This window comes from Mycobacterium sp. 3-98 (assembly GCF_035918355.1).
Lineage (GTDB): Bacteria > Actinomycetota > Actinomycetes > Mycobacteriales > Mycobacteriaceae > Mycobacterium > Mycobacterium intracellulare.
Window position 1 is genome coordinate 2373640 of sequence record NZ_CP142360.1, and the last position, 21850, is coordinate 2395489.

21 protein-coding genes are annotated in these 21850 nt (G+C 70.6%); 14 read left to right on the forward strand and 7 right to left on the reverse strand.

Going from position 1 to position 21850, the window contains the following annotated elements; translation table 11 throughout:
* Positions 1-5 precede the first annotated feature (5 nt).
* Positions 6-893 carry an oxidoreductase gene (locus QGN30_RS11790; protein WP_198347191.1) on the reverse strand — a complete coding sequence of 296 codons (888 nt, stop codon included), beginning with the start codon at positions 891-893 and terminating at the stop codon, positions 6-8.
* Between the two features lie 62 nt (positions 894-955).
* On the opposite strand from QGN30_RS11790, the gene aspS reads away from it, so the two are divergent.
* Genes aspS through QGN30_RS11805 form a run of 3 tightly spaced genes read left to right on the forward strand, consistent with a single transcriptional unit; the run spans position 956 to position 4233 of the window.
* Entirely contained in the window at positions 956-2731 is a 1776-nt protein-coding gene (gene aspS / locus QGN30_RS11795; RefSeq protein ID WP_009957659.1) for an aspartate--tRNA ligase, read from the forward strand.
* The gene (locus tag QGN30_RS11800) at positions 2728-3162 is read left to right on the forward strand and encodes a nitroreductase family deazaflavin-dependent oxidoreductase (RefSeq protein WP_014385292.1); all 435 of its coding nucleotides are present in this window, start codon (positions 2728-2730) and stop codon (positions 3160-3162) included. Before aspS ends, QGN30_RS11800 begins: the two co-directional genes overlap by 4 nt.
* 3 nt (positions 3163-3165) lie before the next feature.
* A complete protein-coding gene (locus tag QGN30_RS11805; protein ID WP_095562811.1) occupies positions 3166-4233 on the forward strand; it encodes an FUSC family protein in 1068 nt (355 codons plus the stop codon).
* A gap of 3 nt (positions 4234-4236) precedes the next feature.
* Here QGN30_RS11805 and QGN30_RS11810 read toward each other — a convergent pair whose 3' ends face one another.
* The gene (locus tag QGN30_RS11810) at positions 4237-4626 is read right to left on the reverse strand and encodes an MmcQ/YjbR family DNA-binding protein (RefSeq protein WP_008258269.1); all 390 of its coding nucleotides are present in this window, start codon (positions 4624-4626) and stop codon (positions 4237-4239) included.
* 98 nt (positions 4627-4724) lie between these two features.
* On the opposite strand from QGN30_RS11810, the gene QGN30_RS11815 reads away from it, so the two are divergent.
* From QGN30_RS11815 to QGN30_RS11825, 3 genes are read left to right on the forward strand one after another with little or no spacing between them, the layout of a single operon-like run.
* Positions 4725-5666 carry a transglutaminase family protein gene (locus tag QGN30_RS11815; RefSeq protein WP_038536746.1) on the forward strand — a complete coding sequence of 314 codons (942 nt, stop codon included), beginning with the start codon at positions 4725-4727 and terminating at the stop codon, positions 5664-5666.
* Positions 5659-6714 (forward strand): zinc-binding metallopeptidase family protein, encoded by a 1056-nt coding sequence (locus tag QGN30_RS11820; RefSeq protein WP_038536744.1) that lies wholly within the window; start codon positions 5659-5661, stop codon positions 6712-6714. Before QGN30_RS11815 ends, QGN30_RS11820 begins: the two co-directional genes overlap by 8 nt.
* Positions 6715-6729: 15 nt before the next feature.
* Positions 6730-7401 carry a DUF6629 family protein gene (locus QGN30_RS11825; RefSeq protein ID WP_232517756.1) on the forward strand — a complete coding sequence of 224 codons (672 nt, stop codon included), beginning with the start codon at positions 6730-6732 and terminating at the stop codon, positions 7399-7401.
* Here the strand turns inward: QGN30_RS11825 and QGN30_RS11830 are convergent.
* The gene (locus tag QGN30_RS11830) at positions 7398-10049 is read right to left on the reverse strand and encodes a circularly permuted type 2 ATP-grasp protein (protein ID WP_038536739.1); all 2652 of its coding nucleotides are present in this window, start codon (positions 10047-10049) and stop codon (positions 7398-7400) included. The genes QGN30_RS11825 and QGN30_RS11830 overlap by 4 nt on opposite strands.
* Before the next feature lie 66 nt (positions 10050-10115).
* Positions 10116-10787 carry a membrane protein gene (locus QGN30_RS11835; RefSeq protein WP_009955920.1) on the reverse strand — a complete coding sequence of 224 codons (672 nt, stop codon included), beginning with the start codon at positions 10785-10787 and terminating at the stop codon, positions 10116-10118.
* Positions 10788-11192: 405 nt separating this feature from the next.
* Here QGN30_RS11835 and QGN30_RS11840 point away from each other — a divergent pair, with 405 nt between their 5' ends.
* The gene (locus QGN30_RS11840; protein WP_038536736.1) at positions 11193-12557 is read left to right on the forward strand and encodes a replication-associated recombination protein A; all 1365 of its coding nucleotides are present in this window, start codon (positions 11193-11195) and stop codon (positions 12555-12557) included.
* A complete protein-coding gene (locus QGN30_RS11845) occupies positions 12554-12889 on the forward strand; it encodes a hypothetical protein (protein WP_009955916.1) in 336 nt (111 codons plus the stop codon). Before QGN30_RS11840 ends, QGN30_RS11845 begins: the two co-directional genes overlap by 4 nt.
* A gap of 13 nt (positions 12890-12902) precedes the next feature.
* Here QGN30_RS11845 and QGN30_RS11850 read toward each other — a convergent pair whose 3' ends face one another.
* Complete coding sequence (locus tag QGN30_RS11850) at positions 12903-13526, reverse strand: hypothetical protein (protein WP_008258260.1); 624 nt, start codon at positions 13524-13526, stop codon at positions 12903-12905.
* A 152-nt stretch (positions 13527-13678) separates the two neighbouring features.
* Positions 13679-14299: a putative quinol monooxygenase gene (locus QGN30_RS11855; RefSeq protein WP_014382843.1), complete on the reverse strand. Its 621-nt coding sequence runs from the start codon at positions 14297-14299 to the stop codon at positions 13679-13681.
* A 164-nt stretch (positions 14300-14463) separates the two neighbouring features.
* On the opposite strand from QGN30_RS11855, the gene QGN30_RS11860 reads away from it, so the two are divergent.
* The 6 genes from QGN30_RS11860 to QGN30_RS11885 all read left to right on the forward strand — a co-directional run bounded on the left by QGN30_RS11860 (position 14464) and on the right by QGN30_RS11885 (position 20762).
* Positions 14464-14853 (forward strand): secondary thiamine-phosphate synthase enzyme YjbQ, encoded by a 390-nt coding sequence (locus QGN30_RS11860; RefSeq protein WP_008258256.1) that lies wholly within the window; start codon positions 14464-14466, stop codon positions 14851-14853.
* A gap of 131 nt (positions 14854-14984) precedes the next feature.
* On the forward strand, positions 14985-17699 hold the full coding sequence (gene alaS / locus QGN30_RS11865; protein WP_038536733.1) for an alanine--tRNA ligase: 2715 nt from the start codon (positions 14985-14987) through the stop codon (positions 17697-17699).
* On the forward strand, positions 17700-18212 hold the full coding sequence (gene ruvX, locus QGN30_RS11870) for a Holliday junction resolvase RuvX (protein ID WP_008258252.1): 513 nt from the start codon (positions 17700-17702) through the stop codon (positions 18210-18212).
* Positions 18205-19449, forward strand: a complete 1245-nt coding sequence (gene mltG, locus QGN30_RS11875; protein WP_038538707.1) for an endolytic transglycosylase MltG — start codon at positions 18205-18207, stop codon at positions 19447-19449. Before ruvX ends, mltG begins: the two co-directional genes overlap by 8 nt.
* A gap of 79 nt (positions 19450-19528) precedes the next feature.
* Entirely contained in the window at positions 19529-20314 is a 786-nt protein-coding gene (locus tag QGN30_RS11880) for a shikimate dehydrogenase (RefSeq protein ID WP_248913659.1), read from the forward strand.
* A 10-nt stretch (positions 20315-20324) separates the two neighbouring features.
* Complete coding sequence (locus QGN30_RS11885; protein WP_042792044.1) at positions 20325-20762, forward strand: prepilin peptidase; 438 nt, start codon at positions 20325-20327, stop codon at positions 20760-20762.
* A gap of 5 nt (positions 20763-20767) precedes the next feature.
* Here the strand turns inward: QGN30_RS11885 and QGN30_RS11890 are convergent, their stop codons facing one another.
* The gene (locus QGN30_RS11890) at positions 20768-21841 is read right to left on the reverse strand and encodes an LLM class flavin-dependent oxidoreductase (RefSeq protein ID WP_038536726.1); all 1074 of its coding nucleotides are present in this window, start codon (positions 21839-21841) and stop codon (positions 20768-20770) included.
* Positions 21842-21850: the final 9 nt, after the last annotated feature.

The window sequence follows — 21850 nt, forward strand, 5'->3', positions numbered from 1 at the left end:
TTAATCTAACCGGGCCCGTCGCTCGCCGCGGCCAACAACGGCACCACGACGTCGCTGATCGGTGTGGCCAGGCCGTGGGCCCGTGCCTTGCGGATGATCACGCCGTTGCGGACGTCCCATTCCATCGGCCGGTGGTTTTCCGCGTCCGTCAGGATCGACGTGCCCATGTCCTCTGGGGCGTTGTGGAACAGGTCGGTCAGCTCGTCGGCGATGCCGTCGGGAAGCCGGGCGCCCTCGGCCCGCGCGACGGCCAGGCATTCGGCGAGGTAGCGGCGCGACAGCGCGGCCACGTCGTCGCGGCGAAACATCCCCGACCGCCGGCGCGACAGCGCCATGAACCCGGCCAGCGCGTTGGTGAGTAGCTTGCGCCAGCCGGCGGTGATGATGTCGGGGTCGCAGTCCACCCGGCAGCCGGCGCCGCGCAGCAGTTCGGCGACCGTCTCCGCCGAGGGCCCGCTGGGCAGCACCAGGGCCGCCTCGCCGCGCAGCCGCACCCAGCCGTCGGGCTGGGTCTCGGCCGAGTACCAGACGATGCCGGGGATGACGGGGGATCGCGGGCAGTGCGGCTGCACGTGCTCGACCTGCTCCACACCGTTTTGCAGCACGACGACGATGGTGTGGACGTCGCAGAGCCGGGCCAGCCAGCCGGCCGCCTGGTCGTTCTGGGTGGCCTTGACGGCCAGCAGCACCACGTCGACCGGGCCGGAAACCTCGTCGGGATCGGTGTGCACCGGGCCGGGGACGACGATCGGGTCGGCGCCGTCGGGCCGCAGTTCGATGCTCTCGCGCGGGGTGCGGCCGCACACTACGACCGAATGTCCGGCCCGCGACAGCAGCGCGGCAACCGTCGTACCGACGGCGCCCGGACCGACGAGTGCGATGTTTGTGGCGATACGAGCGAAACTACACCGCCCCTTAGACTGATCTGTCGTCCAACGTAAAGGGGAGTGTTTTTGTGCTGCGCAGCCACGCCGCCGGGTCGCTGAGGAGTAGCGACGCCGGGCAGCAGGTGACGCTAGCGGGCTGGGTGGCCCGCCGCCGCGACCACGGCGGCGTCATCTTCATCGACCTGCGCGACGCCTCCGGGATCACCCAGGTGGTGTTCCGCGCCGAAGACGTGCTGGCCCAGGCGCACCGGCTGCGCGCCGAGTTCTGCGTCGCCGTCTCCGGCGTGGTCGAGATCCGCCCGGAGGGCAACGCCAACCCCGAGATCGCGACCGGTGAGATCGAGGTCAACGCGACCGCGCTGACCGTGCTGGGGGAGAGCGCGCCGCTGCCCTTCCAGCTCGACGAGCCCGCCGGCGAGGAACTGCGGCTGAAGTACCGCTACCTCGATCTGCGGCGCGACGGTCCGGCGGAGGCAATTCGGTTGCGCTCCAAGGTGAATGCGGCCGCGCGTGCGGTGCTGGCGCAGCACGATTTCGTCGAGATCGAAACGCCGACGATCACCCGCTCGACCCCCGAGGGCGCGCGCGACTTTTTGGTGCCGGCCCGGCTGCACCCCGGCTCGTTCTACGCCCTGCCGCAGAGCCCCCAACTGTTCAAGCAGCTGCTGATGGTGGCCGGGATGGAGCGCTACTACCAGATCGCCCGCTGCTACCGCGACGAGGACTTCCGCGCCGACCGCCAGCCGGAGTTCACCCAGCTCGACATGGAGATGAGCTTCGTGGACGCCGAGGACATCCTCGCCATCTCCGAGGAGATCCTCTCGGCGCTGTGGGCGCTGATCGGGTACCAGATCCCGACACCCATCCCGCGAATCAGCTACGCCGAGGCGATGCGCCGGTTCGGCTCCGACAAGCCCGACATGCGATTCGGACTCGAGCTCGTCGACTGCACAGAGTTCTTCAAAGACACCACATTTCGCGTCTTCCAGGCACCCTACGTCGGTGCGGTGGTGATGCCGGGCGGCGCGTCGCAGCCCCGCCGGACGCTGGACGGCTGGCAGGAATGGGCCAAGCAGCGCGGCCACCGCGGGCTGGCCTACGTGCTGATCGCCGACGACGGCACGCTGGGCGGCCCGGTCGCCAAGAACCTGTCCGACGCCGAGCGCGACGGCCTGGCCGCGCACGTGGGGGCCGAGCCGGGGGACTGCGTCTTCTTCTCGGCGGGCCCGCCGAAGCCGTCGCGGGCCCTGCTGGGGGCGGCGCGCGGTGAGATCGCGCACCGGCTGGGCATGATCGATCCGGACGCCTGGGCGTTCGTCTGGGTGGTCGACCCGCCGCTGTTCGAACCCGCCGACGACGCGACCGCGGCCGGCGACGTGGCCGTCGGCTCCGGGGCGTGGACCGCCGTGCATCACGCGTTCACCTCGCCGAAGCCCGGGCATGAGGACGCGATCGACACCGATCCGGGCAACGTGCTCGCCGACGCCTACGACATCGTCTGCAACGGCAACGAGATCGGCGGCGGCTCGATCCGTATCCACCGCCGCGACATCCAGGAGCGGGTGTTCGCGGTGATGGGGCTCGACCACGCCGAGGCCGAGGAGAAGTTCGGATTCCTGTTGGAGGCGTTCACCTTTGGCGCGCCCCCGCACGGCGGGATCGCGTTCGGCTGGGACCGGATCAACGCCCTGCTGTCGGGGGTCGACTCCATCCGCGAGGTGATCGCGTTCCCGAAGACGGGCGGCGGCGTCGACCCGCTCACCGATGCGCCGGCGCCGATCACCGCGCAGCAGCGCAAGGAGTCCGGAATAGACGCCAAGCCCGAAAAGGTTGACCGGGCATGACCGAACACCTGCCGGACACCGACACTATTAATGCCTTCAACCGGGCCATCGTCGACGAATTCCGCGCCAACGGCGGCAAGGTCGGCGGCCAGTTCGAGGGCGCCAACCTGCTGCTGCTGCACACGACCGGCGCCAAGTCCGGCCAGCCCCGGGTGTCCCCCCTGGCGTACTTCGACATCGACGGCAAGCTCATCGTCATCGGCTCCTTCGCCGGGGCCCCGGTCAGCCCGGCCTGGGTGCACAATCTGCGGGCCAACCCGAGCGCCCGCGTCGAGGTCGGAACGGACGCGTTCGACGTGACCGCGCGCGAGCTGCCGACCGACGAGCGCGACGATCTCTTCGACAAGGTCACCGCCGCGGCGCCCGGGTTCGCCGAGTACCAGGCCAAGACCAGCAGGGTGATTCCGCTGTTCGAGTTAATCCGGACCTAGCCGGTGGGCGCTTCGCGGCCGGCGGTGCCCTCGAGGGTCCTCGCCGCCGCGCGCGCGGGCGGCAAGCGGTTGCGCGCGGTCTGGTTCAACCTGGTGCAGACGTCGGCGGCCGCGGGCGTGTCCTGGTACCTGACCCACGATGTCCTCGGTCACCCGCAACCGTTCTTCGCGCCGATCGCCGCCGCGGTGTCGTTGTCGACCAGCAACGTGCTCCGCGCGCAACGCGCCATCCAGATGATGATCGGGGTGACCCTCGGCATCGGGCTGGGCTCGGCCGTCCAGGGCCTGCTCGGGCCCGGCGCGGTGCCCATCGCGATCGCCGCGTTCATCGCGCTCGGCGCCGCGGTGTTCATCGGGGGCGGCTTCATTGGGCACGGGATGATGTTCGCGAACCAGACCATCGTGTCGGCGATCCTGGTGCTGGCCCTCTACCACGGCGGCGTCGGGCTGGAACGCATATTCGACGCGCTGATCGGCGGCGCGGTGGCCATCGTCTTCGCCGTGCTGCTGTTTCCCGCCGACCCGCTGGCACTGCTGCGCGGCGCGCGCGTCGGCGTGCTGGCGGTGCTGCACGACGTCTTGGCGCGCGCCGCCGACGTCGCCGCCGGGCGCAAAGCCGCCGCGCCCGACTGGCCGCTGACGGCCGTCGACCGGGTGCACGAACAGCTCAGCGGCCTGCTCGAGGCGCGCACCACCGCCCGCCACGTCGTCACCATCGCCCCGCGCCGATGGGGCCTGCGCGACGCCGTGCACGCCGCCGATCACCAGGCCGTGCACGTGGCCCTGCTGGCCGGCTCGGTGCTGCAGCTGGCCCGCGCCGTCGCCCCCGCCCCCGACGTCGGCCCCGAGCCCCCGGCCCCGCACGTGCACACGGTGCTGGTCGTGCTCGCCGCCGCGACCGCGCTCGCCGACCGCGACGCCGCCGGCGCCTGCGCATACACCGCGTCGGCCCGCCATCACGCGTCGCAGTTGCCGTCGGGCGCCGGCGCGAAAACCCAGGCGATCCTCGCCGACGCCGTCGGCGCCTGCATCGACGACCTGCAACGGGTCATCGACCTCCGGCCCGTGTGAGCCTCACCGCGAGTCGGCCAAGAACTCCTGCACCAACTTCCGCGGCGCCTGCGTCAGCCACGCCTCGGTGATCAGCTCCTGGAGGTCGCGCACCGAGATCTCGGCCAGGTTGACCAGCACGGCGGGGTAGCCGTCGAAATGCGGAGTGGTGAAGTAGGTTTGCGGCTCGTCGTCGATCAGCGCGAACTTGACTCCCTCGTCGGACACCCGAACGCCGAGGATGTCGCCGCGCGGCGGCTCCGGGCCGTTGCGGGCCAGGGCCTCGCGTTCCGAGGGCCGCAGCGGCCGCTCCCAGGCCAGCAATTTCTTGCCGACCCGCCAGTCGTGCGGCGACGGCTCGGAGGTGAGGGCCAGCTCGCCGACGATGCGGGCGACCTCGTCCCAGGTGGCCACTCCTCGATTGTGCTCCCGTTTCCGGCCCGTTGCCGTCATATCGGCAAACCGCCGCCGCCGGCAGTCCGTAGCGGCCCGGTGTGTGATGTGATCAGCCTGTGTCTGAAGCAGACGCCGGGTCCGCCCGCCGGCATCGAGTCACCCACCGCACCGAATACCGCTACTCCGACGTCGTGACCAGCTCGTACGGCCGCGGGTTTTTGACCCCGCGCGACTCGCTGCGGCAGCGCCGCGTCGCCCATCGGCTGATCATCGAGCCCGCCCCCGCCGACAGCTCCACCAGCACGGACACCTACGGGAACATCAGCTCCTACTTCCACGTGACCGAGCCGCACAGCGTCTTGAAGGTGGTCAGCGATTCGGTCGTCGACGTCTATCCGCCGGCGCCGGGCCTGTACGCCGCCGGGGCGGCCGTGCAGCCGTGGGAGGACGCCCGGCCGGCGGGACGGATCGGGGCGCTGGCCGCCGAGTTCACCCTGGACCTGGATCCGCCCGAGATCACCGACGAGGTCCGCGACTACGCGGCGCCCAGCTTCACGCCCGGACGCCCGCTGATCGAGGTGCTGCGCGATCTGGCGTCCCGGATCTTCACCGACTTCACCTACCGGTCGGGGTCGACGACGATTTCCACCGGCGTCGCCGAGGTTCTGGCGGCCCGGGAGGGGGTATGTCAAGACTTTGCCAGGCTGGCGATCGCCTGCCTGCGCGCCAACGGTTTGGCGGCCAGTTACGTGTCCGGCTACCTGGCCACCGACCCGCCGCCCGGAAAGGATCGGATGATCGGCATCGACGCCACGCACGCCTGGGCCGCGGTGTGGACTCCGCAGGACCCCGGCCAATTCGAGTGGCTGGGGCTCGATCCCACCAACGACCAGATGATCGACGAGCGCTACATCGTGGTGGGCCGCGGCCGCGACTACGCGGATGTCCCGCCGCTGCGCGGCATCATCTACACCGATTCCGAGCACAGCGTGATCGACGTCGCCGTCGACGTGGTGCCCTATTCAGACCCCATCGAAGGCGACTTCTCGCATGCGTGACTTCACCTGCCCCAACTGTGGCCAGCGCCTGACGTTCGAGAACTCGACGTGCCTGAATTGCGGTAGCGCGCTGGGCTTTTCGCTCGAACAGATGGCGTTGCTGGTGATCTCCGACGGCGAGGCCACCGAGCACGCCGGCGTCGTGCCCGCCAGCGAGTACCAGCTGTGCGCGAATCTTCAGGTGGCCGAATGCAATTGGCTGGTGCCGGTCAACACCCCGCGATTGTTGTGCGCGTCGTGCGCGCTGACCGCCGAGCGGCCCAACGACGCCGACGCGGTCGGCCTGGCCGAGTTCGCCCGGGCCGAGGCGGCCAAACGACGGCTGATCGCCGAGCTGCACGAGCTGAAGCTGCCGATCGTCGGGCGGGACAAGGATCCCGACTACGGGCTGGCCTTCCGGCTGCTGTCCAGCGCACACGAAAACGTGATGACCGGGCACCAGAACGGGGTCATCACAATCGATTTGGCCGAGGGTGACGACGTGCACCGCGAGCAGCTGCGGGTCGAGATGGACGAACCGTACCGGACCCTGCTGGGCCACTTCCGCCACGAGATCGGGCATTACTACTACTACCGGTTGATCGCCCCGTACCGCGACCGCCTGGAGCGGTTCAACGAGCTCTTCGGCGACCCCGACGCCGACTACCAGGCGGCGCTCGACCGCCACTACAGCGAGGGCGCGCCCAACGGCTGGCAGGACCACTTCGTGTCGTCCTACGCCACCATGCATGCGAGCGAGGACTGGGCCGAGACGTTCGCCCACTACCTGCACATCCGGGACGCGCTGGACACCTCGGCGTGGTGCGGGCTGGCGGCGGCGTCGGCCACCTTCGACCGCCCCGCGTTGGGGCCCAGCGCATTTCAGACGATCATCGACATGTGGCTGCCGTTGTCGTGGTCACTGAACATGGTGAACCGGTCGATGGGGCACGACGACCTGTACCCGTTCGTGTTGCCGGCCGCGGTGCTGGAGAAGATGAAGTTCATCCACACCGTCGTCGACGAGGCAACGTCGGAGTCCCGGGGACCCGCGTCCGTGGCGGGTTAGCCGATGTGCTTCTCGATGACGGCGGATCTGGTGGTGGGCGCCGCCCTCGTGCCCGTCGCCGTGGCGACCCTGCGCGAGGTGAAGCACTGGCGCGAAGTGCCCTTCGCCCTGCTGCCGACGGTGTTCTCGGTCCATCAGTTCATCGAGGCGGCGGTGTGGCCCAACGACGTCGTCTCCCCGGGGATGAAACACCTGGCGATGCTCGCCTACGTCTTCATCGCGCTGCCGCTGCTTCCCGCGCTGGTTCCGTGGGCGATCCTGGCGCTGGAACCGAGCGGCGCCCGGCTCCGGGTGGCGCCGTTTGCGGTGCTGGGCACCGTCGTGTCGGTCTATCTCGCCGTCGTCGTGCTCACCGACCCGGTCACGGTGACGATGGGTCCCCATGCGCTGCAGTACCAGACCGGCGTTCGGGGCGGCTACATGTGGGCGGCGCTCTATGTCATCGCCGTCATCGGGCCCGCGGTGATGTCGGGCTATCGCTCCATCGTGGTGTTCGGGATAGCGAACCTGGTGGGGCTGAGCGTGGTTGCCGTCCTCTACGTGCACGCGTTCGCGTCGCTGTGGTGCATCTACGCCGCGACGCTCTCGGTCCTGGCGCTGGTGCACATGGTGCGGCGCCGGCGGCTGCCCGACCCGCACCGCTACCACGGCGTCGCCGCGGAGCGGGAGGCATCGCCGACCGGCTAGGCGGGCATCACCCGGCGCACGTCGGGACCCCAAAGTGGTTGCATCCCACCGGGTAAGGCCAGCTGCGTGGTGGTGATGACGTCGGCCAGGTTGCGCAGCTCGGCGTGGACCGCGCCGAGCAGGTCCGCCAACTCGGCGCGCCGCCCGTCGTCGCCGACCCGTTCCAGCGCCGCGGGATGGGATCGGCGCAGCAGGGTGCCGATCTCGTCCACCAGACGTTCCGGGCGCGACGAGCCCGACGAGCCGGGCAGGTCCCCGAGATCGGTGCGCAGCCGGTCCAATTGGTACAGCAGCGATCTCGGGTTCTGCGCGTCGAACAGCATCAGCTCGACCATGGCGGAGACGCTGACCTTGCCCGCGGTGCGGCGGCGGTAGATGACCGAAGACTCGCACGCCACCAGGGTGGATTCGATGACGGTCTGTTCGGCGGCGGCCCCGCGCACCACGGTCAGCGTCGCCCGCAGCAACGCGGTCAGCCACAGGCCGCGTTCGATGCGCTTGCCGATGTCCATCATCGTCCAGCCCACGTCGCGCACCATGGACTCGGCGGCCACCCCCGACAGGGTCAGCATCCCGGCCAGCGTCTGGGCCTGCGCCCGGCTCAGCGCGGCGTCGGCCTCGGCCAGCGAGTCCGGCGGCTCGCTGTCGAGCGCCAGCGCGCGCTCCACCGCGGCCAGCACCATCCACGTGTCGTTGGACATCTGGTCGCGCACCGCGCGGGCGGCCAGCGCCAGGCCTTCCACCGACTGCACCAGGGAGCCGGGGCGGTGCGGGTCGACGGTGAGCGACCACAGCGTCGAGGGGGCGACGGCGATCATCTCGGCGTGGTCGCCGCCGCCGTCGGCCGCGGTGTCGGTTCCGGTGATGCGGCCCAGCGCGGCCATCAGCACCGGCACGCACTCGCTTTCCTCGCTGTGCTGGTGGTGCCGGTACACGTGGAACCTGTCGCGGGCGACGATGAGCAACCGCGCCATGCTTTCGGCGCGCTCGCCGTAGCGGCCGATCCAGAAGAGGTCGGACAGCACGCGCGGGGAACTGACGGCCCACGTGCCCGCGGCCGTCTTCGCCGGCGGTTCCACGCTCGGCGGGCTGACCGCCTCGGCCCGCGCCCGCTCGGTGGGCCGGATCCAGACATCCTTTGCCGCAACGGTTTTCAACGTGTAGGCGGCGTCCCCGGGCGCCAGCACGTAGCCGATGCCGCCGATCATCGGCGCGTAACCGCCCCGCTGGGCGACGGTGAACAAGCGGATGCCGACGCCCGCCGAGGACAACGCTCCGGCGTGATCGGTGGGTGCTGACGAGAACTGCGGCAGCTCCTGGCCGACCCACTGCCACGGCGCCGCCTCGACCTGGGCCGCCAACCGCGCCAGCTGCGGCGACGACAGCGCCGGTCCGACAAGGGTTTTCGCGCCGACCGTCGACCTCACCAGCAGGGACCCCAGGTTCGCCAGCAAGTGCGAACGCTCGGAGGCGATGCCGCCCCAGTAGGCCGGCGGGCTGGGCAGCAGCAGGGTCTCCGACAGCAGGTGCTCGGCCATGGCGGGCAGGAAACGCTGCAGCCCAGGGTTTTCCAGGACCCCGCTGCCCAGCGTGTTGACGACGGTCACCGTGCCGCGGTGTTGTGCCTCCACCAGACCGGCCACCCCGAGGCGCGAATCGGCGCGCAGATCCAGCGGGTCCGTGTAGTCGGCGTCAACCCGGCGCAGCACCACGTCGACGCGCTTCAGGGTGCCCAGCGAGCGCATCCACAACATGCCCTCGCGCACCACCAGGTCCGCGCTCTCGACCAGGGGGAAGCCCAGCAGGGTGGCCAGATAGGCCTGATCGAAAGCGGTTTCGGAGTAGATGCCCGGGGACAGGACCACCACCACCGGGTCCTGCGCATCGTCGGGTGCCGCGTCGATCAGCGCCAGCCGCAGCGCCTGGGCGAACGGCGTGGTCGGCCGCGGCGCGATGCGTTCGTAGAGGTCGGGAACGGCGTGCGCGACCACGCGCCGGTCGGCCAGCGCGTAGCCGGCCCCCGAGGGCGCCTGGGTCCGGTCGCCGTTGACGACGAAGGCGCCGTCGGGACGCCGGCTGACGTCACAGGCGTGCATGAAAAGCTGATGGCGCCCGGGGATCTCGATGCCGTTGGCGGCACGCACGTAGCCGGGGTGGCCGAACAGCAGCTCAGGCGGCAGGACACCGTCGGTGAGCAGGCTGCGCGGCCCGTACAGGTCGGCGAGCACGGCGTCGAGCACCCGGGACCGCTGCAGCAGCCCCGCCTCGAGCACCTCCCAGTCGGCCGCGGACAGCACGAGCGGCAGCGTGTCCAGCTGCCAGGGCCTCGGCTCCTGGCCACGGCCGCCGGGCGCCACGTCGGTGTAGGTGATGCCGTCGTTGTCGATCAGCCCGCGCACCACCGAGCGCAGCCGGTCCAGCCCCGCGCGGCCGCGCTCCGCGATCGCGTCGGCCACCTCGGCCCACGCCGGGCGCACGTTGCCGTCGGGGTCGACGAATTCGTCGTAGCCGCTCGCCGGGCCGCGCCGCAGATCGAAGAGCGCTTGCTGAGCGCGGGCGGCCCGGTAGGCGGCCAGCAACCGGTCCGCGTCGTAGCGGCCGCCGGCCGGGGCCGCACCGGTGCCGAATGTCATGTCCGCAAACGCCATTACTGCTGCACGGTACGCACGCGGCGCAAGCCTCCGATGCCCGGCGCGCCGAATTCGCGCCGAGTGTTACGCCGGCGCCGGACCCGGCGGAGGCCCGGGCTGGTAACCCGCCTGCTGCGGCGCGACCACCTGCCCGCCGGAGAACTTGCGGTAGGCGTAGATCCCGATCAGGGAGGCGACCGGGGCCGCCACCAACAGCCCGACCCCGCACGCGAGCGCGCCCACCACGAACAGCGCCACCTCGACCAGCCACACCAGCAGCGCGTTGCCGAAGTTTGCGGTGACGGTGGAGAAGCTGGAGGTCAGCGCCTTGATGGGCTGCTCCGACCGATCGATGGCGAACGGGATCGTGAACTGGGCGAAAATGCCCAGGATCAGGCCCGGCAAGAAGCACAGCGCCGAGGCGATCGAGGTGAGGATGCCGACCAGCAGCGCGGCCAGGAACACCATGCCGAAGTTGCGCGGCTTGAAGAACGAACCGACGGTCACCGGGCGCCCGTCGGCCAGATCCAGGCAGCCGGACAGGAAGGCGGCTTGGGCGAACGCGCCCACCAGGTAGGCGACGAGGTAGCCGAGGATGAGCAGCGTCATCCCGCCGCCGTTGAGGTTCGCCGTGAAGGTGAAGTAGTCGTCGTCGGAGCCGGTCGTCGTCGTGCCCACGCTTTGGCTCAGGCCGACCAGGGCCGAGGCGACGCCGATCAGGATCCCGTACACCAAGGCCGGAACGATCAGTGCCACAGGGTTTTTGGAGAAGGCGTTCCAGGCCCAGCCGAACGCGTCACCGATGCTGAAGGCCGGCGCGGGTGGGCCGCCGTACCCGGGCGGCGGGGCGCCGTACCCGGGCGGGGGCCGTAGCCGGGCGGCGGCCCGTAACCCGGGGGAGGCGCGCCATATCCGGGGGGCGGGCCGTAACCCGGGGGCGGCGGGGGAGGCGTGCCGTAACCGGGCGGTGGCGGGTAGCCGGGGGGATCCTGGCCCCCGCCCTGAGGGTCCGGCGGGCCTGGATATTCGGGGGGTTGGCTCATGTCCGTCCTTGCTGTCCTGGGAGGAACGCGCGCTGAACTTGGCAAACCGGAACTTAGCAAAGATGCGGCCGGTGCGCGCGGATCGCCGGGGCCGCAGCGGACGTCCGTCCCTCGTGGTATGCCTGAATCCGTGTCCGACGGTCTGTTTGACCTGCCCGGCGCGCCGCTGCCAGACGATCACGGCTTGGGCGCGTCGAGCGGCTCACCGCTGGCCGTCCGCATGCGCCCGGCGTCGCTGGACGAGGTGGTCGGGCAGGACCACCTGCTGGCGCCCGGCTCGCCCCTGCGCCGCCTCGTCGAGGGCTCCGGCGTGGCGTCGGCCATCCTGTACGGGCCGCCGGGCAGCGGCAAGACCACGCTGGCCGCGCTGATCTCACAGGCGACCGGGCGCCGGTTCGAGGCGCTGTCGGCGTTGTCGGCCGGTGTGAAAGACGTTCGGGCGGTGATAGAAAAGGCCCGAACCGCGCTCCTCCATGGCGAGCAGACGGTGCTGTTCATCGACGAGGTGCACCGGTTCTCCAAGACCCAGCAGGACGCGCTGCTGTCGGCCGTGGAGAACCGGGTGGTGCTGCTGGTGGCGGCGACCACGGAGAACCCGTCCTTCTCGGTGGTGGCGCCGCTGCTGTCCCGCTCGCTGATCCTGCAGTTGCGGGCGCTGAGCGCCGACGACATCCGCACCGTCGTGCAGCGCGCGATCGACGACCCACGCGGCCTGGGCGGGCAGGTCGCGGTCGCGCCCGACGCCGTCGACCTCCTGGTGCGGCTGGCCGCCGGTGACGCCCGCCGCGCGCTGACGGCGCTGGAGGTCGCCGCCGAGGCGGTGCCGCCCGACGGCGAGCTGACCGTCACCGCCATCGAGCAGTCCCTCGACGAAGCCGCCGTGCGTTACGACCGCGACGGCGACCAGCACTACGACGTCATCAGCGCGTTCATCAAGTCGGTGCGCGGCTCGGACGTCGACGCCGCGCTGCACTACCTGGCCCGCATGCTCGTCGCCGGGGAGGACCCTCGGTTCGTCGCGCGCCGGCTGATGATCCTGGCCAGCGAGGACATCGGCATGGCCGACCCGACCGCGCTGCAGGTCGCGGTCGCGGCCGCGCAGACGGTCGCGCTGATCGGCATGCCCGAGGCGCAACTCACCTTGGCGCACTGCACGATTCACCTGGCCACCGCGCCGAAATCCAACGCCGTCACCACCGCGCTGGGCGCGGCGATGGCCGACATCAGGGCCGGCAAGGCCGGCCGCGTGCCGCCCCACCTGCGCGACGGACACTATTCGGGGGCTGAGGCCTTGGGCCATGCGCAGGGCTACAAATACTCCCACGACCAGCCGGATGGTGTTGCGGCGCAACAATACCCACCCGACGAGCTGGTGGGCGTCGACTACTACCGGCCCACCGCCCGAGGCTTCGAGCGCGACATGGCGGGCCGACTGGAGCGGCTGCGCGCGATCATCCGCCGGAAGCGGGGTGACAAGGGATGAAAACCTTCAGCGACGAGGAGATGGGCCAACTGCTGCCCACCGCCAAGCAATACAGCGTCGTCATCCTCAAGCGCGGCCCGAGGTTCGGGGACGAGTCGTCGGCGCAGATCATCTGGGAGCACGGCCGGCGCAACTTCGGACTGCGTGACGACGGCGTGCTCGCGGTGGTGCTGCCGGTCACCGACGAGTCCGACGTCTGCGGCATCGGCGTTTTCGCCGCGACCGTCGACGAGACCGCTGCCATCATGGCCGACGACCCGGGGGTGGCGGCGGGGGTGTTCGTCTACCAGGTGCACGCCTGCCGCGGATTCCCCGGCGACGCGCTGCCCTGACCCGCGTGCGCTCTCAGACCAGCTCGGGCACCCGAAGGTGGGCGATCGCCAGCTCGAATTCCCCGACGTCGATCACCTCGGCCCCCAGTTCGCGCACCCGCCGGCTGCGCAGCTCGGTGGCGCGGTCGCGGTTGCGGGCCATCGCGTCCATCGAGTCGAACGTCGAGCAGGTCACCGCCCGGCGGCAGCTGGGGTGGTCGACCAGCAGGCTGGCGCTGCAGAACCCGTCCAGGTTCTCCATCTCGGGTAGCACCGCCATCCGGTAGAAGTCCAGGGATCTGCTCAGCTGGTCCGGCACCACCTTGAGCCAGGTGGCGCGCACGCACGCGCCCTGGCGGGAGGGGTGGTCGCGGTGCAGCAGGGCGATGTCCCATTCCTCCACCCGCGCGCTGCCGTCGAACATCAGCGCGGCCCGGTCACGGATGGGCGCGACCCGCTCGGCGCTGCCGCGCATGGCCTCCACCGTCTCCCACGAACTGGTGGCGATGCAGGTGCCGGACTGCCGGTCGACCAACAGCGACAACCCCAACCACCCGTCGATCTCCTTGAGGGCGGGCATGACGACGTCACGAACATGCGCAATTCCGATGTCGACCGAAAGGGGTTGCGCCTGGATGGTGGTAGAGCGTGCGTACACGGTCGACCCCTTCTCTGTCGGGGCGGCACCCCGGTGGCGCCACCGGTCCCACCAGTTACCTTCCTCCTGCCGGCAACTCGCCGCAATGCTTTCGGGACGCGGATCGGCGACCGGCCGAATGCCTGGTTCGGCCGGTCCACCACCCCTCTAGATCAGACCAGCTCGGGCACCCGCAGGTGCGCCAGCGCCAGCTCGAACTCGCATTCATCGAGTTCCTCGGCGCGCGCCTCTTGCATCGAGGAGCTCTTCAGCGCGGTTGCCTGCTCCCTGTTCCGCTCCATCGCGTCGATGCTGTCGAACGTCGCCGAGGACACGCCACGCCCGGAGGCGCGGTCGATCAGCAGGCTCGCACTGCAGAACCCGTCGAGGCCCTCGAGCTGGGGCAGGACGGACGACTTGTAGTACTCGATGCCTTGGTCCATGGTCTCCGGCGGCACCATGACCCACGTCGCACGCACGCCCGCACCGTCGGGCGCGTGGTGGTCGCGATGCAGCACCGCGATCTCCCACTGCTCGACGTCCGTCGTGCCCCCGAACATTTCCGCCGCCCGATCGCGGATTCCGGTCACGGCTTCACCGCTGGCGCGCATGGCTTCGTCGCTCTCCCAGGCGCTGGTGGCGATGCACCGGCCGGAGCGACGGTCGACCAAAAGGGATACTCCGATGCAGCCCGGCATGCCTTGCAGCGCGGGCATGACCTCATCGCGAACATGCGCTATCCCGGCGTCGATCGACGAGGGTTGCGCCTGAATTGTGGTAGAGCGTGCGTACACGATCCACCCCCTCTTTGTTCGGGGCAGCGCCCCGGTGGCGCCACCGGTCATGAACCACCTTCCTCCTGCGGGTTACGCGCCGCAATGCCCAAATGTGGTCGCGCTCACAAACGATTGGCTGGTCGCGACGCGCGCGCCGTAGGCTGGTTCGGATGCATACCGATGTGCTGGACGTGGACACCTCCCGCCGCCGCATCGTCGACCTCACCGAGGCGGTGCGCGGCTTCTGCTGGTCGCGCGGGGACGGTCTGTGCAACGTGTTCATCCCGCACGCCACGGCGGGGGTGGCCATCATCGAGACGGGCGCCGGCTCCGACGACGACCTGGTCGACACGCTGGAACGGCTGCTGCCGCGCGACGACCGTTACCGGCACGCGCACGGCTCCGAGGGGCACGGCGCCGACCACGTGATGCCCGCGCTCGTCGCACCGTCGGTGACGGTTCCGGTCTCCGGCGGGGAGCCGATGCTGGGCACCTGGCAGAGCATCGTGCTGGTCGACCTGAACCGCGACAACCCGCAACGCTCGGTCCGGCTGAGCTTTTTGGAGGGTTAGCGGCCCGATAGCCGACGCCACCGAGCAGGTACTGTGAGCGGTCGAAATGCGTCGTTAGACGGGCTTCCCATACCCCGGCGAATAGGCTGGGAACAAGACGTCGAAGTAAGAGAAAGAAGCGGACTGAAAAAGTGCAGACACACGAGATCAGGAAACGGTTTCTTGATCATTTCGTGAAGGCGGGCCACACCGAGGTGCCGAGCGCATCGGTGATCCTCGACGACCCCAACCTGCTGTTCGTCAACGCGGGCATGGTCCAGTTCGTGCCCTACTTCCTGGGCGCGCGCACACCGGAATACCCGACCGCCACCAGCATCCAGAAGTGCATCCGCACTCCCGACATCGACGAGGTCGGGATCACCACCCGGCACAACACGTTCTTCCAGATGGCCGGGAATTTCTCGTTCGGCGACTACTTCAAGCGCCGCGCCATCGAACTGGCGTGGACCCTGCTGACCAACAGCGTCGAGCAGGGCGGCTACGGCCTGGATCCCGAACGCATCTGGGCGACGGTCTATTTCGACGACGACGAGGCCGTGCAGCTGTGGAAGGAGATCGCCGGGCTGCCCGACGAGCGCATCCAGCGCCGCGGCATGGCCGACAACTACTGGTCGATGGGCATCCCCGGGCCGTGCGGCCCGTCCTCGGAGATCTATTACGACCGGGGACCCGAATTCGGGGTCGAGGGCGGCCCGATCGCCAACGAGGACCGCTACATCGAGATCTGGAACCTCGTGTTCATGCAGAACGAGCGCGGGGAGGGGACCGGCAAGGAGGACTTCGAGATCCTCGGGCCGTTGCCCCGCAAGAACATTGACACCGGCATGGGTGTGGAGCGGGTCGCGTTCATCCTGCAGGCCGTGCACAACGTCTACGAGACCGACCTGTTGCGCCCGGTCATCGACGCCGTGGCCGCGCGGGCCCCGCGCGGATACGGCTTGTCAGGTCCAGAAGGCAACCACGACGACGACGTGCGCTACCGGGTCATCGCCGACCACAGCCGCACCGCGGCCATCCTGATCGGCGATGGCGTCACGCCGGGCAATGACGGCCGCGGCTATGTGCTGCGCCGGCTGCTGCGCCGGGTGATCCGCTCGGCCAAGCTGCTCGACATCGAGGGCCCCATCGTCGGCGACCTGATGGCCACCGTGCGCGACGCGATGGGCCCGTCGTATCCCGAACTCGTCGCCGATTTCGACCGGATCAGGCGCATCGCCGTCGCCGAGGAAACCGCGTTCAACCGCACGCTGGCGGCGGGATCGAAACTGTTCGACGAGGTCGCCGGCACCACCAAAGCCTCAGGCGCGAAGGCGATTTCGGGATCGGACGCCTTCACCCTGCACGACACCTACGGGTTCCCGATCGAGCTCACGCTGGAGATGGCGTCCGAGGCCGGCCTGCAGGTGGACGAGGTCGGGTTCCGGGAGCTGATGGCCGAACAGCGCCGCCGCGCCAAGGCCGACGCCGCCGCCCGCAAGCACGCGCACGCGGACCTGAGCGCGTACCGCGAACTGGTCGACGCCGGCCCCACCGAATTCACCGGCTTCGACGAATTGACGTCCGAGGCAAAGCTTTTGGGAATCTTCGTCGACGGCAAGCGGGTGCCGGTGGTCACGCACGGCACCGAGGGGGTCGACCGCGTCGAACTCGTGCTGGACCGCACCCCGCTCTACGCCGAGGCCGGCGGCCAGATCGCCGACGAGGGCACCATCAGCGGGACGGGCGCCAGCGGGAGCGCCCGCGCCGCGGTCACCGACGTGCAGAAGATCGCCAAAACCCTGTGGGTGCACCGGGTCAACGTCGAGTCCGGGGAATTCGTGGAGGGCGACACCGTCATCGCGGCCGTCGACCCGCAATGGCGGCGGGGCGCCACCCAGGGCCACTCGGGAACCCACATGGTGCACGCGGCGCTGCGACAAGTGTTGGGCCCCAACGCCGTTCAGGCCGGATCGCTGAACCGGCCGGGCTACCTGCGCTTCGACTTCAACTGGCAGGGCGCCCTGTCCGACGAACAGCGCACCCAGATCGAAGAGGTGACCAACCAGGCCGTGCAGGCCGACTTCGAGGTGCACACGTTCACCGAGCAACTCGAAAAGGCCAAGGCCATGGGGGCGATCGCGATGTTCGGCGAACGCTATCCCGACGAGGTGCGGGTGGTGGAGATCGGCGGGCCCTTCTCGCTGGAGCTGTGCGGCGGGACCCACGTGCACAACTCCGCGCAGATCGGGCCGGTGACGATCCTGGGCGAATCCTCGGTCGGCTCCGGGGTGCGCCGGGTCGAGGCCTACGTCGGGCTGGAGTCCTTCCGGCACCTGGCCAAGGAACGCGCGCTGATGGCCGGGCTGGCGTCGTCGCTCAAGGTGCCGTCCGACGAGGTGCCCGCCCGGGTGGCCAACCTGGTGGAGCGGCTCAAGGCGGCGGAGAAGGAGCTCGAACGCGCCCGGTTGGCCGGCGCGAAGGCCGCCGCCACCGACGCCGCGGCCGGCGCGGAGCGCATCGGTAACGTCCGGGTGGTGGCGCAACGGATGACCGGCGGGATGACGGCGGGCGATCTGCGCTCCCTGGTCGGTGACATCCGCGGCAAGCTGGGCGGCGATCCCGCGGTGGTCGCGCTGATCGCCGACGGCGAGGGCGGAAGCGTGCCGTATGCGGTCGCGGCCAATCCGGCCGCCCAGGACCTCGGGCTTCGCGCCAACGACCTGGTCAAGAAGCTGGCCGCGGCGGTCGACGGCCGCGGCGGCGGAAAGGCCGACCTGGCGCAGGGCTCCGGCAAGGACCCGACCGGCATCGACGCCGCCCTCGCCGCAATCCGCTCGGAGATCACCGCGATAGCGCGGGTCGGTTGAGTGGTTTCCGCACAGCACCGCGCGCCCGACCGGCCCGGCGATCCTGACCAGGACCCCGGGCGGGGCCGGCGGCTCGGCGTCGACGTGGGCAGCGTGCGCATCGGCGTGGCCTGCAGCGACCCCGACGCCATCCTGGCCACCCCGGTGGAAACCGTGCGCCGCGACCGCTCCGGCAAACACCTGCGCCGGCTGGCGGCGCTGGCCGCCGAACTCGAGGCCGTCGAGGTGGTCGTCGGGCTGCCGCGCACGCTGGCCGACCGCACCGGTCCCTCGGCGATCGACGCGATCGAGTTGGCGGACGCGCTGGCCGACCGCGTCGCACCCACGCCCGTGCGGCTGGCCGACGAGCGGCTGACCACGGTGAGCGCGCAGCGATCGCTGCGCGCGGCCGGGGTGCGGGCCAAAGAGCAGCGTGCGGTGATCGACCAGGCGGCGGCGGTGGCCATCCTGCAGAGTTGGCTGGATCAGCGCCGCGCGACCCTGACCGGGCCCGGGGAGCGTGCCGATGGTTGACAGCGCACGGCGTGAACGCGCCGAACCCGAGGCCGTGGGTCCGCCCCGGCGCAGGTCGAGCCGCACCGCCCGCAATCGCGCGGAGCGGGGCCGCCGGCGTCGGCGCGCCGTCCTGCGCACCGCGCTGGCGCTGGTGGCGGTCATCGTGGTGGCGGGTGTTTTCGCCGGCGGCAAGCTCTGGCACGCCGTGTTCGGGCCCGGTGACGACTACACCGGAAACGGCAAGCGCGACATCGTGATTCAGATCAAGGACGGCGACTCGACCACAATGGTCGGGGAGACGCTGCAAAACGAGCACGTGATCAAGACCGTCCGCGCGTTCGTCAACGCCGCGCACGGCAACAGCAAGATCTCCTCGATCCAGCCCGGCTTCTACCGCATGCGCACCGAGATCCCGGCCGCCAACGCCGTCACGCGGCTGGCCGACCCCGACAGCCGGGTGGGCCGGCTGGTCATCCCGGAGGGCCGGCAGCTCGACGACACCACCGACATGAAGACCAACGTGGTCAACCCCGGCATCTTCACCCTGATCTCGCGGGCCACCTGCGTGGATTTCGACGGGAGTAAGCGGTGCGTCTCCGTGGAGGACCTGCGCGCGGCCGCCACCAACAGTTCTCCCTTGGCGTTGGCGGTGCCGCCCTGGGCCACCGAACCCGTCGGTGAGCTCGGCAAGGACCACCGCCGCATCGAGGGGCTGATCGCGCCGGGGACCTTCAACGTCGATCCGTCCGCGCCGCCCGAGACCATCCTGTCGAACCTGATCGGCGCCGGGGCGGTGGAGTACATGAAGTCCGGGCTGGTCGACACCGCCCAGGCCATGGGCCTGTCGCCCTACGACATCCTGGTGGTGGCGTCGCTGGTGCAGCAGGAGGCCAGGTCGCAGGACTTCGCGAAGGTTGCCCGCGTCATCTACAACCGGCTGCACGCCCACCACACGCTGGAGTTCGACTCGACCGTCAACTACCCGCTGGACCGCCGGGAGGTGGCCACCACCGACGGCGACCGGGCCCAGAAGACGCCGTGGAACACCTACGTGTCCCAGGGCCTGCCGGCCACCGCGATCTGTTCGCCCGGTGTCGACGCGCTCAACGCCGCCGAGCACCCCGAACCCGGCGACTGGTTGTACTTCGTCACCATCGACGGCCAGGGGACGACGCTGTTCACCAAGGATTATCAGCAGCACCTGGCCAACATCGAGCTGGCTAAGCACAACGGTGTCCTCGATTCCGCCCGCTGACGGCGATCGCAAGCGCGGCGAAGCCGGGCGCAGCGGGTCGCCGCTCGGTCAAGCCAGCGGCGCACCCCGGAAGGCGGCGGTGCTCGGCAAACCCATCGCCCACTCGAAATCCCCGCAGCTGCACCTGGCGGCCTACCGCGCGCTGGGCCTGACCGGCTGGACCTACGACCGCATCGAATGCGACGCCGACCAGCTGCCCGGGGTGGTCGGCGGGCTCGGCCCCGAATGGGTCGGGGTGTCGGTGACCATGCCGGGCAAGTTCGCCGCCCTGGCGTTCGCCGACGAGCGCACCGAGCGTGCCGAGCGGGTGGGGTCGGCCAACACCCTGGTGCGCACCCCGGCGGGCTGGCGGGCCGACAACACCGACATCGACGGGGTGGCGGGCGCGCTCGGGTCGACGGCCTCTGGATGGGCGCTGGTCTGTGGATCGGGCGGCACCGCGCCGGCGGCCGTCGCCGGCCTGGCGCAACTGGGCGTCGGCGGCATCACCGTCGTGGCCCGCAATCCCGGCAAGGCGGCCCGGCTGGTGGAGCTGGGACACGCGATGGGCGTCGCGACGCGGTTCTGCGACCTCGACGGCGGCGGGCTGGCCGACGAGGTCGCGGCCGCCGACGTGCTGGTCAGCACCATTCCCGCGGACGTGGCCGCCCGCTATGCCGGCACCTTCGCCGGCATCGGTGTGCTGCTCGACGCCGTCTACGACCCGTGGCCGACGCCGCTGGCCGCCGCGGTGAGCGCCGCGGGGGGCCGGGTGATCAGCGGCGTGCAGATGCTGCTGCACCAGGCCTTCGCGCAGGTCGAACAGTTCACCGGGCTGCCGGCGCCCCGCGAGGCCATGGCTTGCGCCCTGGAGGCATCGGATTAGCCTGCCGCGCATGCGGATTGCGGCGGGGTGCCTGGTGCTGGCCTGGTTGGCGGCGTTGGGCTGCTACGACATCCACCAACGGCGCTTGCCCAACGCGCTGACCCTGACCGGCGCCGCGGCGATCCTGGCGGGGGCCGGGGTGGCCGGGCGCGGCTGGTCGGCGCTGGCCGGGGCCGCGGCGTTGAGCGCGATCTATCTGCTGGTCCACTGGGTGGCGCCGGGCGGGATGGGGGCCGGCGACGTCAAGCTGGCCATCGGCGTGGGCGCGCTGACCGGTTGTGGCGGCGCCGGCGTGTGGTTCCTGGCGGCGTTCGGTGCGCCGCTGCTGACCGTGCTGGTCGGGATGGTCGCCCGGATTCGGGGCGGCGCTCGGGGCGGCCGCACGGTGCCGCACGGGCCGTCGATGTGCCTGGCCACCGCGGCGGGCATCGGCCTGTCGCTGCTCTGACGCCCTCAGTTGCCGACGACGTCGGGGCGCAGCAGCGGCAACAGCTCGTCGCCGAGCCGGACCGTCTCCGACTTGTACGGGGTGTCCGACAACACGAAATGGCTGACCCCCAGGTCGGCGTACTTGCGCAGCGCGGCGGCGACTTCGGCGGCCGACCCGACCAGCCACGTCGTCCCGGCGCCTTCGCCGCCGTACTTGCTCGGCGTCGTATACAGACAGGAATCGAGCACCTCGCCGCGTGCGGCGAGGTCGGACAGCCGCCGCTGGCCCGCGGATCCCTTCGGGTCGTGCAGCAGCTGCATGGTGGGCGTTCCGGCCAGGGTGGCGACCTTGGCCTCGGCGTCGCGCCAGGCCTGCTCGGAGGTGTCGCGCACCAGCGTGGTGACCCGCAGGCCGAACTCCAGCGGCGCGTGCTCGCGACCGAGCTTGGCGGACAACGACTTCAGCCGGTCGATGCGTTCGGCGATCCCGTCCAGCGGCTCCCCCCAGAACAGTTGGACGTCGGCGTCGGTCGCGGCGACCTGCTCGGCGGCCGCCGATGCCCCACCGAAGTACAGCGTCGGGTGCCGGCCCTCGGCCGCACCGAGCGGGCGGGGCTGCAGGCTCGAGTGTTCGACGGTGTAGAACTCGCCGCGGTGGGTGACGTCGTCCTCGCGCCACAACCGGCGCAGCACCCGGATGAATTCCCGCGTGCGGTCGTAGCGGCGTGACTTGTCGACCTCGGCGTCGCCGTAGGCGGCCGGATCGTCGGCGCCGCTGACGATGTTGACCAGCAGCCGGCCGTCGTTGAGCCGGTCGAGGGTGGCCGCCGCGCTGGCGAAATGCGCCGGATGCCAATACCCGGGGCGGACCGCCACCAGCGGCGCGAAGTGGTTGGTGCGCGCGGCGATTGCGGTCGCGACCGTGAAGGTGTCCGGACGTCCCCAGCCGGTGCCGATCAGCGCGCCGTCCCAGCCGTGTTGCTCGGCGCGCTGTGCCAGGTCGACGGAATAGTCGAGGCTTCCCCAGCCGTCGACGGTGTCGTCGCCGCGATGGCCGGGCTCGACGGTATTCGGTATGTACCAGAGAAATTGACCCACCAGACAAGA